Here is a 14,570-nt window from a genome sequence, read left to right on the forward strand (position 1 = left end):
ACACTGAAAGTGGCCGATATGAATATAAGTAAAACCGTTGCACTAACCCTGCTGGCAGCCAGTCTTGCCGCCTGTGCCAGCAAAAAAGATAACCTGCCTAAACTGGATTATCAGTCTGACAATAAAAAAATTGTTCAGCTGGATGTACCTCCTGATTTGACTGATCCGAATCAGGGGAACCGCTTTAGTGCACCTGGCAGTACACTGATTAATGGGGCTGTACGTGCCAGTGACATGAACAAGAAAGCAGGCAAAACTCAGAATAATGCGAATGCACAGGTACTGACTCAGGTACCGAATATTCATTTACAACGTGATGGCAGTATTCGCTGGCTGACTATCGATAACAAGCAAGCTGCTGAATTATGGCCGCTGCTCAGAGCATTCTGGCAGGAACAGGGCTTTACCATCGAGCGTGAAGAACCATCCATTGGTCTGATGCAAACCAACTGGGCGGAAAACCGTGCCAAACTGCCATCTGATGTGATTCGCGGTATATTCGAAAAAGTAGGTCTGGGTGGTGTTTACTCCAGCGGCGAGCGGGATATGTTTACTATCCGTCTGGAACGTAATAGCAAAGGCGGTACAGATGTATTCTTCAGCCAGAAAGGTATGAAAGAAGTCTATACCAGCAAAGATGGTGACAGCACTGCATGGCAGCCAAGACCAAATGAGCCTGAGCTGGAAGCAGCATTTCTTGCGCGCTTTATGCAATATCTTGGTGCAGACGCCAAACAGGTACAGCAACAGATAGCTGCCCAAAAACAAAACCCGAATGAATACAATCTAGCCAAAATTGATGGCAATAGTATTTACCTGCTTGGACCTCAGGAACGTAATTGGCGTCGTGTTGCACTGGCTTTGGATCGTGTTGGTCTAAATGTAATTGGCGAAAACCAGAGTCAATATGCTTATCTGGTTGAAGTAGCTGCTGCAGAAGCCTCTTCTGTTTCTAATAAAAAACCAGGATTATTCGGACGTATGTTCGGACGCAGCAAAAAAGCTGAACAACAGCAACAGCCAAAACAGCAACCTCGTCTGATGGTACTGGCAATACCTCTCAAGGATGGCGGAACACGTGTCACTCTGGCCAATGAAGATGGCACAATATATACCGGAAAAGATGCCACAAAATGGCTTCAGCAACTGGATCAGCAATTACGCTAACTTTAACAGCCTGCTTATGCAGGCTTTTTTAAACCAAACAACTACTCAGACTTTTATTTCAGGTCGCCTAATTAAATAATTAGAATCAATTTGGATTAAATGGATTGTTTGATTTCTAATCAGAGCTAATTAATTACTTTAAGATTAACTTAACTGGCACCGGATTTTTGTTTTATGCTGTTTTCAGGATTCGATTAAATTACTTATCAAATACTTTTTTAAATTACATACTAACGATTTAATATTTATATCTTTTAAAAATAAAATTATTTTTATACAATCTTTTTTACTGTTCAATCTGTTTATTATAAAACCGGTTTTCTTGTCTATTAGACAGATAAACAGATTCTAAAGATAGAAAATAAAAAATTCTGAAGTGTCAAATATGAAAAAATTAATTGTTAGTTATTGTGTTCTTTCAATGACCGTAATTGGAGCTTTAGTTATCGGTACAATATTCTTTGCGGATATACGCTTTCCATTATGGTACAGTATCACCTGCTTTGTTATTGCTGCTTTCGGCTTAATAATACTAACGCCATTTACCATTAAAATAATTAAAATTAATCGAAACTTAAATTAATTCAATATCCATTTTCAATAATATTAATTTATTTTATATGCATATTTTTAACTATAAGTTGTAAATATTTATTATTTAAATATTTACAATAGTTTTCATTTAACAGATTTTCTGTATATAATTGGCTGGAATTTCTTCTTTAACCTTTTATAATGTCAGACTAATGAAAAAATTAATTATAATGCATATCTGCACAAGCCTTATGTTTGTAATCTTTCTCGGTATCGGATTTTTTCTCTATAATAAAGATCAGCAACTGACAATTTATAGTAAAACATTTTTTATCCTAGGTGCAATTATGGCCATCGGAGAAATGCCTTTGACCTTTAAACTAACCAAAATGAAACAAGAGAATCAGCAGAAATCTGAAACAACTACAGATTTTACTTCATTGGGAAAAAAATAAAATTTTTCAGTTTATGAAATCACTATAATTAATATTAATCTGTATTTTATAAATAACTCATATTTTTTTACTTAAAATTGATTTATAAACTGATTTATTTTATTCCGGCTGTAAGTAACAATTGTAAATAGCTGTATCTTTCTGAATTAACCAATCTGCCCAGCCAATTTATATCTTTTTAAAGCATTTACGAATGACGAAACTCAAACTTTTATTACTCATTCTGGCTTCATGTACATTTATGTTTATTGGCTGGATTGTGCTGGGCTGTTATTATTGGGTACATCAACAGCACACTATTGCGATAATCTGCTGTTTACTCGCTTTCATTAGTGTACTGGGGCAATTTGCTGCGCTGGCGTTTACTTTGCGTGAACGTGCATACCGGCAAATTAATCAAGTGTTATCCTCAAATGATGTAAACCATGAATAAAATTGTTCTTGCCAGTAATAATCAGGGCAAGCTGGCTGAATTTAGCCGCCTGTTTAATTCTTTAAATATCGAAATTGTTCCGCAGTCTGAATTTAATATTCCTGAGTGCCCGGAACCTTATGTCACATTTGTTGAAAATGCACTCGCTAAAGCACGTCATGCCAGCCGTTATAGTGGCTTACCGACATTAGCCGATGATTCTGGTATTTGTGCCAATGCACTGCATGGTAAACCTGGTGTCCATTCAGCACGTTATGCAGGTACAGAACCTAAATCAGATACAGCCAATAATGCCAAGCTGGATGATGAATTACGCAATTGTGATAACAAAAGTGTGTTGTATGTATGCGTACTGGTTTTAGTGCGTCATCCTGATGATCCACAGCCATTAATTGCAGAAGCCAATTGGTCTGGGCTGTGGCAATCCTCTGCTGCAGGAAGCAATGGTTTTGGATACGATCCGCATTTTTATGTTCCAGACCAGAAACTGACTGCAGCACAAATGAGTCAGGAAGAAAAAAACCGGATAAGTCATCGTGCTCAGGCATTAAATATTTTAATGGATAAACTGCGTCAGCAGTATGGCCTGAATACTCATGTCTGAGTTTCCCGTTTCTCTGCAAATACCGCATTCTGTTACGCCAGCTTTGACCAGTTTACCGCCACTATCTCTGTATATTCATATTCCATGGTGTGTTCGCAAATGTCCGTATTGCGACTTCAATTCGCATCAGCTTAAACAAGAACTGGATGAGCAGAAGTATATTGATGCCTTATTAACTGATCTGGAAACTGAACTGCCTTATTTCTGGGGTAGGTCTGTTCACACAATTTTTATCGGTGGAGGGACCCCCAGTCTGTTTTCCGCATCTGCATTTGAAAAGCTCTTAAGCGGCATTCGTGCGCGGGTTAATCTGATACCCACAGCAGAAATTACCCTTGAAGCCAATCCGGGCACATTTGAACGCGATCGTTTTGCAGACTATGCAGCAGCCGGTATAAACCGGCTTTCCATCGGAATACAAAGTTTTGCCAATGACAAACTGGCTGCACTGGGAAGAATTCATAACCGCAATGAAGCACTGAATGCCATTGAATCAGGCTTAATCCTGTTTCCTAAACTCAATATTGATTTGATGTATGCCTTACCAGGACAAACTGTCGCACAGGCAAAGGATGATATTAATACAGCTATTGCAACTGGCGTAAGGCACATTAGTGCTTATCAGCTTACACTGGAACCTAATACACCTTTTGCCCATTCACCTCCTCCGAAGCTACCGGATGATGACCATATTGCTGATATAGAAGAAGCTGTACATACATCACTGTCACAGGCAGGTTTTCATCATTATGAAACGTCTGCCTTCGCCCAGCCTCTGCAACAATGCCGGCATAATCTGAATTACTGGCAATTTGGCGATTATATCGGTATCGGAGCTGGCGCTCATGGTAAGATATCCGGAGCTCAGGCAATTGAGCGCACTACCCGGTGCAGGCATCCGAAAGATTATCTGCAAGCGATGCAGCAGCAACCTCAGTGTGCTATTGCCCGCCGGCAAATTTCTGCACAGGATTTACCTTTTGAATTTATGCTGAATGCTCTGAGATTAACTGATGGAGTTCCTACTACATGGTTTAGCGAGCGTACCGGCTTGCCTGTTACCTCCATTCAATGTGCGATTACTCAGGCCGTAGAGCGAGGTTTAATGGACGCAGATCCGTTAAACTTACGTCCGACTGCACTCGGACGTACTTTTCTGAATGATTTACTGGCTTTATTTTTGAAAGACTGATAACCCCTTTTCATACCAAGGAGTAAAAACATGGGAAAAAATATTATTCATACTGAGAAAGCACCGGCCGCTATCGGTGCTTATTCACAAGCAGTACGTGCTGGCAATACAGTATATCTTTCCGGTCAGATTCCGTTAGTAGCTGAAACAATGCAAATCGTTGATGGCGGTTTTGCTGAACAGGCACATCAGGTGTTTAAAAATCTCCGGGCGGTTGCAGAAGCTGCCGGAGGCAGTCTGAATGATTTGGTAAAAGTAAATGCCTATCTGACTGATTTGAGTAATTTTGCTACGTTTAATGAGATTATGGCGCAATACTTTACAACTCCTTATCCAGCTCGTGCTGCTGTTGAAGTTTCTGCTTTACCTAAAGGTGCTCTGGTAGAAGCTGAAGCCATTCTGGTACTGGACAAGTAAACAGACAAATCGGGACAAACCAGTTTGATTAGGTTTATCCCGATTTCTCAGGAGATGAATATGGCACAGTATGTGATTGGTGATTTACAGGGATGTCTGACAGAGTTTAAAAAACTGCTGGATAAACTGAGTTTTAATCCCGGTACTGATACCTTATGGCTTACCGGAGATCTGGTAAACCGGGGTCCGCAATCACTGGCTACATTGCGTCTGGTAAAACAGCATGATGGCTGTATGCAGACTATTCTGGGAAATCATGACTTACATTTACTTGCACTACATTATGGTTATGGCAAACTCAAACGTGCAGATACAATCAGTGACATTCTGAATGCGCCCGACAGAAAACAATTAATTGACTGGTTACTCCGACAGCCCTTATATCGCCAGCAGGACAATTATGTCATGGTACATGCAGGGATATGGCCTGAATGGACAAGCGATCAGGCACAGCTACTGGCTCAGGAAGTGGAAACCGTATTGCAAAATACACCGGAACAATTTTTTTCCCGAATGTATGGAAATAAACCTGTTCGTTGGAACAATAATCTCAGTGGCGATGAGAGATTGCGTTTTATCACTAACAGCTTTACCCGGATACGTGCACTGACTGATGACGGAGCAATGGATTTTGATTATAAAGGGACGCTCATTAATATACCAGCGCATCATATTCCATGGTTTAAGGTGCCGCACCGCCAAAATATCGATAAAACCATTCTATTCGGTCATTGGTCGGCATTAGGTTTATATCAGGCCGATCATGTTGTGTGTGTGGATACCGGTGCTTTATGGGGGGGTAGCCTGACAGCTTTTAATCTGAATGACAGAAGCGTGGTACAGATACCAAGTGAAATAAAGTTAAATATTGAAAATTAAATACAGTTGAAATAATGACTTTCACATACTGACAGTTGGCCTTGAAAGCAAATATTTCACTTGAAACATGTTGTTGTGAAGAATTTTTTATTCATGTACTATTAACATAGTAACGATAACGTTTAAACTGTATTATTTAATACTACCCTACATTAGCTAAAAAAGACTAAGATACAGCTATTGCATCTTTACCTAAGCCAAGTATGATGGTTTATGTTATCAGAAGATTTATTCATAAATGCTTATAAGGAGTTGTCATGAAAAAAGTTCTTGTCCCGGCTGTATTGTTGATGCTGGCTGTTACCGGCTGTGCATCAAAACATCATCATAAAGCACCTTCTGCACAGGTAGTCGTACCTGCTGCAACTACAGCGAATGTACAGATTGATGCACGTAAAGAAGTAGCTTATTTATGCGGTACTGGAGCAGCCAAAAACCGTTTGACTGTAATGTACGGATTGCAAGGTCAGAACGTCGTGGCAGCTCAGGTAAATTATCAGGGCAGACTTTCTCCTGTAATGATGCGTGATGCACGTGATGTTAACTACAATACTTTCGTTTCTCCCGAAGGCATTACCTGGAAAACTGCTATTGCCAACAGCGATACTGTAGATAAAGTTGGTGCTCTGGGTCTGTTACAGCCAAGCAAACAGGTGATTAACGGTCAGGAAAAAATTGTTCCGCAAATCGTTACCCAGAACTGCGTAATAGATAATGGTACAGTGGCAGTAGCTCCGGCTAAAACCAAAACTGTTAAAACCACCAAAACTGTTACTACCAAAAAAGTGTACAAACGCAAAAAATAATTGATTGTATTTTGAAAAACGGCAACCTTTCAGGTTGCCGTTTTTATTTTATATATGAATAAAAAACTTTTCTACTTCGTATCTGCACTAGCCAGTCGGAGTAACAGACAAATTCTAATTAATCAGAATAAATCATGGTTTAACTTGAAAGCAGTAATAACTGCCCTTATTTAAATGCAGTTATTTTCTCCGGCAGCTATCCGGCTGCTGGTCAGCAAAGGATCACGAGACATGCAACAATTCGACGGTACAACCATTATTTCCGTTCGCCGCGGTGAAAACGTCGCCATCGGTGGAGATGGTCAAGTGACACTGGGTAATACCATTATTAAAGGGACTGCACGCAAAGTGCGCAAACTGTATAACAATCAGGTGCTGGCCGGGTTTGCCGGTGGTACCGCCGATGCATTTACCCTGATAGAACTATTTGAAAGTAAATTGCAAAAACATCAGGGTAAACTGATGCTGGCTGCAATTGAGCTGGCTAAAGAATGGCGTACCGATCGCGCATTACGCCGTCTGGAAGCAATGTTAATTGTGGCAGATAAAAAAAACACACTGGTAATTACCGGAAATGGTGATGTGCTCGAACCGGAACAAAGCATTGCAGCTATTGGTTCCGGTGGTGCTTTTGCCCAGTCGGCAGCACGTGCATTAATGGAAAATACCGAGCTTGAACCGGCTGAGGTAGTTAAAAAATCCCTCGAGATTGCCGGTGACATCTGCATTTACACAAATCAGAGCCACACTATTGAAACCTTGTAAATTTATTGGCCGTTTAATCTGTATTTTAAAACGGTCATATCTCAAGATTGGAACAAGATGAGTACATCTGTAATGACCCCGAGCGAAATCGTTCATGAATTAGATAATCATATTATCGGGCAGACTCAGGCCAAACGTGCAGTAGCAGTAGCGCTGAGAAACCGGTATCGCCGCAGTTGCGTTGCCGAACCCTTACAAAGCGAAATCGTTCCGAAAAATATTCTGATGATCGGGCCTACTGGTGTAGGTAAAACTGAAATAGCCCGCAGACTTGCCCGTCTGGCCAACGCACCTTTTATTAAGGTAGAAGCTACCAAATTTACTGAAGTAGGCTATGTAGGCCGTGATGTTGACAGTATTATTCGCGATTTGATTGAAATTGCCCTGAAAAACATTCGCAACCAGACAATTGCTAAAAACCGCGACCGTGCTCAGGATGCCGCAGAAAACCGTATTCTGGATGCCCTGCTGCCTCCGCCACGCAGCGTCGGTTTTGCCGGTGAGCCACAGGAAGCTCAACCGGAAAATCATACCCGGCAGAAATTCCGTCAGATGCTGCGTAAAGGCGAGCTTGACGATAAGGAAATCGAGATTGAGGTTGCCGCTAATCCTTCTCCGACCATGTCTGTTATGGGTCCTCCGGGAATGGAAGACTTCACGAATCAGTTGCAAGATATGTTCAGCAGTATGGGACAGGGTAAAACCAAAGCTCAGAAAATGAAAGTAAGCGCTGCTATGAAATTACTGCTGGATGAAGAAGCAGCTAAACTGGTAAGCGAAGAAGAGTTACGTGAACAGGCAATTAAGTCAGTTGAACAAAATGGCATCGTATTTTTGGATGAAATTGATAAAATTGCTACTGACAGCAGTCGCCATGGCGGAGATGTTTCACGTCAGGGTGTGCAGCGTGATTTACTGCCTCTGGTTGAAGGGACAACGGTACAGACTAAGTATGGCATGATTAAAACTGATCATGTTTTATTTATTGCATCTGGCGCATTTCATCTTAATCGACCCAGTGATCTAATCCCCGAATTACAGGGGCGCTTTCCAATTCGTGTTGAGCTGGATAATCTGAGTGTAGATGACTTTAAAGCCATTCTGACAACGACCCATGCTAATTTGACTGAACAGTATTCTGCTTTACTGGCTACTGATGATGTCAATCTGCAATTTACTGATGACGGCATTGCCCGTATTGCTGAAATCGCTTTTCAGGTTAATGAAAAAACCGAAAATATTGGAGCACGCCGATTGCATACAGTTATGGAAAAATTACTTGAAGAAGTTTCCTTTGATGCGCCTGCCGGCGATATAACCATTGACGCAGCTTACGTTGATGCGCGTTTACAGGATATAGCTGAACGTGAGGATCTGGCTCGTTACGTATTGTAATTCTATATTCAAGCGGCTTCGGCCGCTTTTTATTAATTGCGAACCTCTTTTTTCTCCCTGATATTCAACTAAATATAACCAATCCATGACCTCAATTTTATCGCAAACCTATCAGCCTTATCTTTTGCAGCACTATAGGTTAACCCAGTGGTCGCACCAGTTACTTGCAACTACATTAGCAGCATTATTAATGGCTATATCAGCCAATATAAGCATTCCTCTGCACCCCATCCCTTTATCGCTGCAATCACTGGCAGTTTTACTGCTCGGTGCATTTTTAGGGCGAAAGCTTGCTGTATTAGCCATACTTGAATATTTGCTGCTCGGCGCCTGCGGTCTGCCCTTTTTTGCGGGCGGGCATGGCGGAATAAATGTATTGGTATCAGCCTCTGCCGGTTATCTGTACGGTTTCATATTCAGTGCGTATATCGCCGGCTGGGCTGCTGAAAGAGGCTATGACCGACATTTTTTCAGCGGATTATGCGCCTTTGCACTTGCTCATCAGATTATATTTGTCTTTGGTGTTTTTTATCTGGCTTCTTATTTACATACCAGTATTTATCATGCATTGCAATTAGGCTATCTGCCATTTGCCGGTTTTGATTTACTTAAATTTTTTATTGCTGCAACTATTATGTTCACTCTGTGGCAATTTGGTAAAAAGCCAAGCTAATATCTTCAAGATAAGAAAACCGTACTAAAGCAATGTAGCAACACACTTGAATCATGTTATCACTGCTATTCTCAGACGGTTTTCTATTTATTCGGACTATTTTTTAAATTGCCGTATCGTCCCGCTCTCCGGTCCGAATACGAATAGCGCTTTCTACCGGCAATACAAAAATTTTACCATCTCCGATTTTGCCGGAATGAGCAGCGGCAATAATTACCTCAATCGCCTGTTCAACTCTGTCATCCGGTAATACCAGCTCAATTTTTACCTTGGGTAGAAAATCGACTGCATATTCAGCGCCGCGATAAATTTCTGTATGTCCTTTCTGCCGACCAAAACCTTTGACCTCAGATACAGTCATTCCGCTGAAACCTACATCAGACAAAGCTTCACGTACATCATCTAGCTTAAACGGTTTAACAATTGCTTCAATTTTTTTCATGCCGCCATGTTCCTTTTTACTGTATCCACAGTGCTAAAAACTACCATATCCTTATCTGAAACTCAAACTACCATGATTTAATAACATAAATTTAAGCAAAGCACTTATTTTTCGCGTAAAATTGCGTTTCAGCCAAAACCCACTACTAAAGTGAGCTACTCTCATCATGTCAGTTGTTCTGTCACTGTGCGGCGAGGCCGCACTATCCCCGTTTCGTATCGAAAAATTGTTACAGCAGGCAGCCAGATTACAACTGGATTGTAATATTCAGATAAACAGCGAATATCGCTATTTTGTGGCTTCAGCCACCGAACTTGATTCTGGTCAACAGCAAAAACTGCTTCAACTTTTACGTGCTACCCATCAGAACAGCAATACTCTGACAGGCACGCAATTATTGGTTACACCCCGTCTGGGCACTATTTCACCGTGGGCATCCAAAGCAACCGATATTGCACACAATTGCGGACTAAACGTAATTGAGCGCATTGAGCGCGGCATCCTGTATTCATTTTCGCGCGAGCTTAGTCAGCAGGAACAAGATAGCTGGCAAACCATACTACACGACCGCATGACAGAAAGTGTATTAACTGCTGTAGCGGACGCTGCACAACTGTTTCACACAACTGCGGCAAAAAGTTTTACCAGTATTGACATACTGGCAAATGGCAAAACAGCTCTACAAGCAGCTAACCAGCAAATGGGGCTGGCATTATCCGCAGATGAAATAGATTATCTGGTTGAAAATTATCAGCAACTGCAACGTAATCCTACCGATGTAGAACTGATGATGTTTGCTCAGGCAAACTCAGAACATTGTCGACACAAAATATTTAATGCCAAATTTATTGTTGATGATGAAGCCAAACCTGAATCCCTGTTTGGCATGATTCGGGCTACGCATCAGGCGTATCCTGAAGGTACACTGGTCGCTTACAAAGACAATTCATCAATCATTGCCGGTGCCAGTATAGAACGCTTTTACCCACAGGCAAATCAACAGCAGAAATATCAATTCAGCACTGAAGAAACACATATTCTGATGAAGGTGGAAACCCATAACCACCCTACCGCTATCGCACCTTTTGCCGGCGCTGCAACCGGCTCTGGTGGGGAAATCCGTGATGAAGGCGCTACAGGAAAAGGCGCACGTCCTAAAGCGGGTTTAAGTGGTTTCAGTGTTTCTAATCTTTGTATTCCCGAATTTACTCAGCCATGGGAACAATATACAACTACACGTAATCAGTACGGTAAGCCAGCACATATCAGCAGTGCGCTGGATATCATGCTGGATGGCCCGATCGGTAGCGCGGCCTTTAATAATGAATTTGGTCGTCCTAATTTGCTCGGCTATTTCCGTACCTTTGAAGAATTATTCAGCGGTACTATGCGCGGCTTTCATAAACCTATTATGATTGCAGGCGGGCTGGGTAATATACAGGCACAACAGGTTTTCAAAGACAATATTCCCGCAGGTGCATTACTTATTCAGCTGGGCGGACCGGGCTTATTGATCGGTTTGGGTGGCGGAGCAGCCTCCAGCATGAGTACCGGAGCAAATCATGCTGATCTGGATTTCGACTCAGTACAGCGTGGTAATCCTGAAATTGAGCGGCGCGCACAGGAAGTTATTGACCGCTGCTGGCAACTTGGCTCAGAAAATCCGATTATATCCATCCATGATGTTGGTGCAGGTGGTTTATCTAACGCTTTTCCGGAGCTGGTCAACGATGCCGGCCGCGGGGCAATCTTTCAGTTACGCCGCATACCACTTGAAGAGCACGGCCTTAATCCGTTGCAGATTTGGTGTAATGAAGCTCAGGAACGCTATGTTTTGGCAGTACAGCCTGAAAATCTGGAAATATTTCAGTCCATATGCCAGCGTGAACGTTGTCCGTTTGCTGTTGTCGGCACAGCTACTGATGATGGCCAGCTACAATTACGTGATGAATTATTCAATAACAACCCGGTAGATATTCCTCTGGACGTGTTACTGGGCAAACCACCTAAAGTGACCCGTACAGATTCTGCCGTTATTGAAGAGATTCCTCCTTTTGACGGAAGTAAACTGGATATTCGTGAAAGTCTGTACAGAGTATTAGGTCTGCCTGCTGTAGCCAGCAAACAATTTCTGATTACTATTGGCGACCGCAGTGTTGGCGGCCTCACGCATCGCGATCAGATGATTGGAAGATATCAGACACCGGTTGCAGACGTTGCCGTAACCAAAATGGGCTTTAATACCTTACGTGGCGAAGCCATGAGTATGGGTGAAAAATCACCTGTAGCCTTATTTTCCGGTGCAGCCTCAGGGCGTATGGCAGTTGGTGAAGCATTAACCAATATTGCTGCCACAGACATCGGAGAAATGGGCAAAATTAAACTTTCTGCCAACTGGATGGCTGCCTGTGGTTTTACCGGAGAAGATGCCCGTCTGTATGAGACTGTCAAAGCCGTATCCGAACTGTGTCAGAAACTGCAAATCAGTATACCTGTAGGCAAAGATTCATTATCAATGCAAACACGCTGGCATGATGCCGGTGAAGAAAAAAGGGTAGTTTCACCCTTATCTGCTGTCATCACAGCCTTTGCACCGGTTCAGAATGTGCTCAACACAGTGACACCAGAGTTACAGAATATTGCAGATACTACCCTGCTGGCCATTGACCTCGGTCAGGGATACAGCCGAATGGGTGGAAGTGCTTTGCAGCAGGTATGGAAAAATCTCTGCGGTTTAGCTCCGGATATCAGCAATCCCGAAATCATTTCTAAATTTTTCACACTTATTCAGTCATTGATTCAGGAACATAAAATTCTGGCCTATCATGACCGCAGTGATGGCGGATTGGTAGTAACACTGGCTGAAATGATGTTTGCTGCCCATATCGGGGTGACTATTGATATTGCATCTCTCATCCGGCAAACCAATAAGCACAGCCAGAATCAGAAGCTGCAAGATGCCGCTGTACGCAGTCTGTTTACAGAAGAGCTTGGTGCGGTTATTCAGATACACAATGATGACCTTGCCAGCATTCAGAATGCTTTTGCCTCTGCCGGCATGGCTGAAACTTTACATGTGCTTGGTCACATCAATACAACTGACCGGTTAATGGTTCAGCATGGTAATACTGTTTTACTCAATGAAAACCGGGTTGAATTGCAAAAGAGGTGGAGTGAAACCAGTTATCAAATGCAACGCTTACGCGATAATCCTTGCTGTGCAGACAGTGAATTTGCCTTACTGGAGCAGGAACAGCTGTCAGAATTATTTGCCAGCCTGAGCTTTAATCCGGAAGAAGATATTGCTTTACCTTATATTCATCGACATCAGCAGCCTAAAGTTGCCATTCTTCGTGAACAGGGCGTCAACGGACAATTAGAAATGGCAGCTGCATTTACCCGCGCTAATTTCGAAACTTACGATGTTCACATGAGTGATTTACTAAGCGGACGGGTTAAATTAAGTGATTTTCAACTGCTGGCTGCCTGTGGCGGATTCAGCTATGGTGATGTACTAGGCGCCGGAGAAGGATGGGCAAAAAGTATTCTGTTTAATGAACAGCTGCGACAACAGTTTGCAGATTTCTTTGACAGACAGGATACACTGACACTAGGCGTGTGTAACGGCTGTCAGATGCTCAGTAATCTGGCTGAAATCATCCCGGGTACAGATAACTGGCCACGCTTTCGGCGCAATATTTCCGAACAGTTTGAAGCTCGCCTGAGCATGGTCACTATTCCGGCTTCCTCATCATTAATTCTGGCTGATATGGTCGGCAGTAGTTTACCGGTAGTGGTGAGTCATGGAGAAGGACGTGCAGATTTTGCTCACCTGACCAATGAAACCATACCGGCAGATCTTTCTGTTGCACTCCAGTATATTGATGGTCAGAATCAGGTAACGGATATATATCCGCTCAATCCGAATGGCTCTCCGGCCGGTATTGCCGGTGTCAGCAGTACGGACGGCCGCGTCACCATTATGATGCCGCATCCTGAACGGGTATTCCAGAAAGCGCAAATGAGCTGGGCTCCGCGCGACTGGCCGGAAATGTCCGGCTGGTACCGGCTGTTTGCCAATGCACGAAAAATTTTAAACTGATAATTGCGAGGGAATCATCATGCCATTACTCGACAGTTTTACTGTAGACCATACCCGTATGCATGCTCCGGCAGTACGTGTGGCTAAGAATATGACCACACCCAAAGGAGATGACATTACTGTATTTGATTTACGCTTCTGCAAACCGAATCAGACTATACTGCCTGAAAAAGGTATGCATACTCTTGAGCATTTGTTTGCCGGATTCATGCGCGATCATCTTAACAGTGATCAAGTGGAAATTATTGATATCTCACCAATGGGCTGCCGCACCGGTTTTTATATGAGTTTGATCGGAACACCTGATGAAGCAACTGTGGCCAAAGCCTGGGCGGAATCTATGCAGGATGTGCTTGCGGTAACTGATCAGAGCAGCATACCTGAACTTAACCGCTATCAGTGTGGCAGCTATGCCATGCATTCACTTGAAGAAGCCAAGTCCATTGCCCGAACAGTTCTTGAAAGTAAGATTAGTATCAATTATAACAATGATTTAAAACTAGATGAGTCACTATTGCAACACTAGATGCTAATCGTTGTCATTGCTGCCTGAAATTAAACGAAGCTGTGCTGAGCTTATATTTTAGGCAGTTTTTCTTTTTTCCTGTAAATGTAGATATATACAGCATAAACTTATCCCCTGATATAAAAAAACTAATAAAACAAAAAAATTAATAATTTTTTTTACAATTTTATTCAAATTGAG

General features: G+C 42.4%; 14 protein-coding genes. 13 read left to right on the top strand and 1 reads right to left on the bottom strand.

The genetic code is table 11. The features are described 5' to 3' along the window. Positions 1-18: 18 nt before the first annotated feature. From bamC to H3U73_RS05315, 11 genes are all read left to right on the top strand, one after another. Positions 19-1,167, top strand: coding sequence for an outer membrane protein assembly factor BamC (gene bamC, locus H3U73_RS05265; RefSeq protein WP_078475284.1), 1,149 nt, complete (start codon positions 19-21; stop codon positions 1,165-1,167). A gap of 746 nt (positions 1,168-1,913) precedes the next feature. Next, the gene (locus H3U73_RS05270) at positions 1,914-2,156 is read left to right on the top strand and encodes a hypothetical protein (RefSeq protein WP_025330450.1); all 243 of its coding nucleotides are present in this window, start codon (positions 1,914-1,916) and stop codon (positions 2,154-2,156) included. A 193-nt stretch (positions 2,157-2,349) separates the two neighbouring features. Further along, positions 2,350-2,589: an NGO_0222 family membrane protein gene (locus H3U73_RS05275; protein ID WP_084551625.1), complete on the top strand. Its 240-nt coding sequence runs from the start codon at positions 2,350-2,352 to the stop codon at positions 2,587-2,589. Further along, the gene (rdgB, locus tag H3U73_RS05280) at positions 2,582-3,193 is read left to right on the top strand and encodes an RdgB/HAM1 family non-canonical purine NTP pyrophosphatase (RefSeq protein WP_084551626.1); all 612 of its coding nucleotides are present in this window, start codon (positions 2,582-2,584) and stop codon (positions 3,191-3,193) included. Before H3U73_RS05275 ends, rdgB begins: the two co-directional genes overlap by 8 nt. Beyond that, the gene (gene hemW / locus H3U73_RS05285; protein ID WP_084551627.1) at positions 3,186-4,385 is read left to right on the top strand and encodes a radical SAM family heme chaperone HemW; all 1,200 of its coding nucleotides are present in this window, start codon (positions 3,186-3,188) and stop codon (positions 4,383-4,385) included. Before rdgB ends, hemW begins: the two co-directional genes overlap by 8 nt. A gap of 30 nt (positions 4,386-4,415) precedes the next feature. Beyond that, positions 4,416-4,802, top strand: coding sequence for a RidA family protein (locus H3U73_RS05290; protein WP_025330446.1), 387 nt, complete (start codon positions 4,416-4,418; stop codon positions 4,800-4,802). 60 nt (positions 4,803-4,862) lie between these two features. After that, entirely contained in the window at positions 4,863-5,681 is an 819-nt protein-coding gene (locus H3U73_RS05295; protein WP_084551628.1) for a symmetrical bis(5'-nucleosyl)-tetraphosphatase, read from the top strand. 257 nt (positions 5,682-5,938) lie between these two features. Then, complete coding sequence (locus H3U73_RS05300) at positions 5,939-6,487, top strand: hypothetical protein (RefSeq protein WP_078475288.1); 549 nt, start codon at positions 5,939-5,941, stop codon at positions 6,485-6,487. A gap of 231 nt (positions 6,488-6,718) precedes the next feature. Further along, on the top strand, positions 6,719-7,252 hold the full coding sequence (gene hslV, locus H3U73_RS05305; protein WP_025330443.1) for an ATP-dependent protease subunit HslV: 534 nt from the start codon (positions 6,719-6,721) through the stop codon (positions 7,250-7,252). Between the two features lie 57 nt (positions 7,253-7,309). Further along, positions 7,310-8,647 (top strand): ATP-dependent protease ATPase subunit HslU, encoded by a 1,338-nt coding sequence (gene hslU, locus H3U73_RS05310; protein ID WP_078475289.1) that lies wholly within the window; start codon positions 7,310-7,312, stop codon positions 8,645-8,647. An 85-nt stretch (positions 8,648-8,732) separates the two neighbouring features. Beyond that, entirely contained in the window at positions 8,733-9,320 is a 588-nt protein-coding gene (locus H3U73_RS05315; protein ID WP_078475290.1) for a biotin transporter BioY, read from the top strand. 103 nt (positions 9,321-9,423) lie between these two features. Here H3U73_RS05315 and H3U73_RS05320 read toward each other — a convergent pair whose 3' ends face one another. Then, positions 9,424-9,762: a P-II family nitrogen regulator gene (locus tag H3U73_RS05320; protein ID WP_078475291.1), complete on the bottom strand. Its 339-nt coding sequence runs from the start codon at positions 9,760-9,762 to the stop codon at positions 9,424-9,426. A 166-nt stretch (positions 9,763-9,928) separates the two neighbouring features. On the opposite strand from H3U73_RS05320, the gene purL reads away from it, so the two are divergent. Then, the gene (purL, locus tag H3U73_RS05325) at positions 9,929-13,864 is read left to right on the top strand and encodes a phosphoribosylformylglycinamidine synthase (RefSeq protein ID WP_084551629.1); all 3,936 of its coding nucleotides are present in this window, start codon (positions 9,929-9,931) and stop codon (positions 13,862-13,864) included. A gap of 19 nt (positions 13,865-13,883) precedes the next feature. Further along, a complete protein-coding gene (gene luxS / locus H3U73_RS05330; RefSeq protein ID WP_084547848.1) occupies positions 13,884-14,390 on the top strand; it encodes an S-ribosylhomocysteine lyase in 507 nt (168 codons plus the stop codon). The last annotated feature ends 180 nt before the right edge of the window (positions 14,391-14,570 follow it).

It is taken from the genome of Snodgrassella sp. W8124, from assembly GCF_016100875.1.
Lineage (GTDB): Bacteria > Pseudomonadota > Gammaproteobacteria > Burkholderiales > Neisseriaceae > Snodgrassella > Snodgrassella alvi.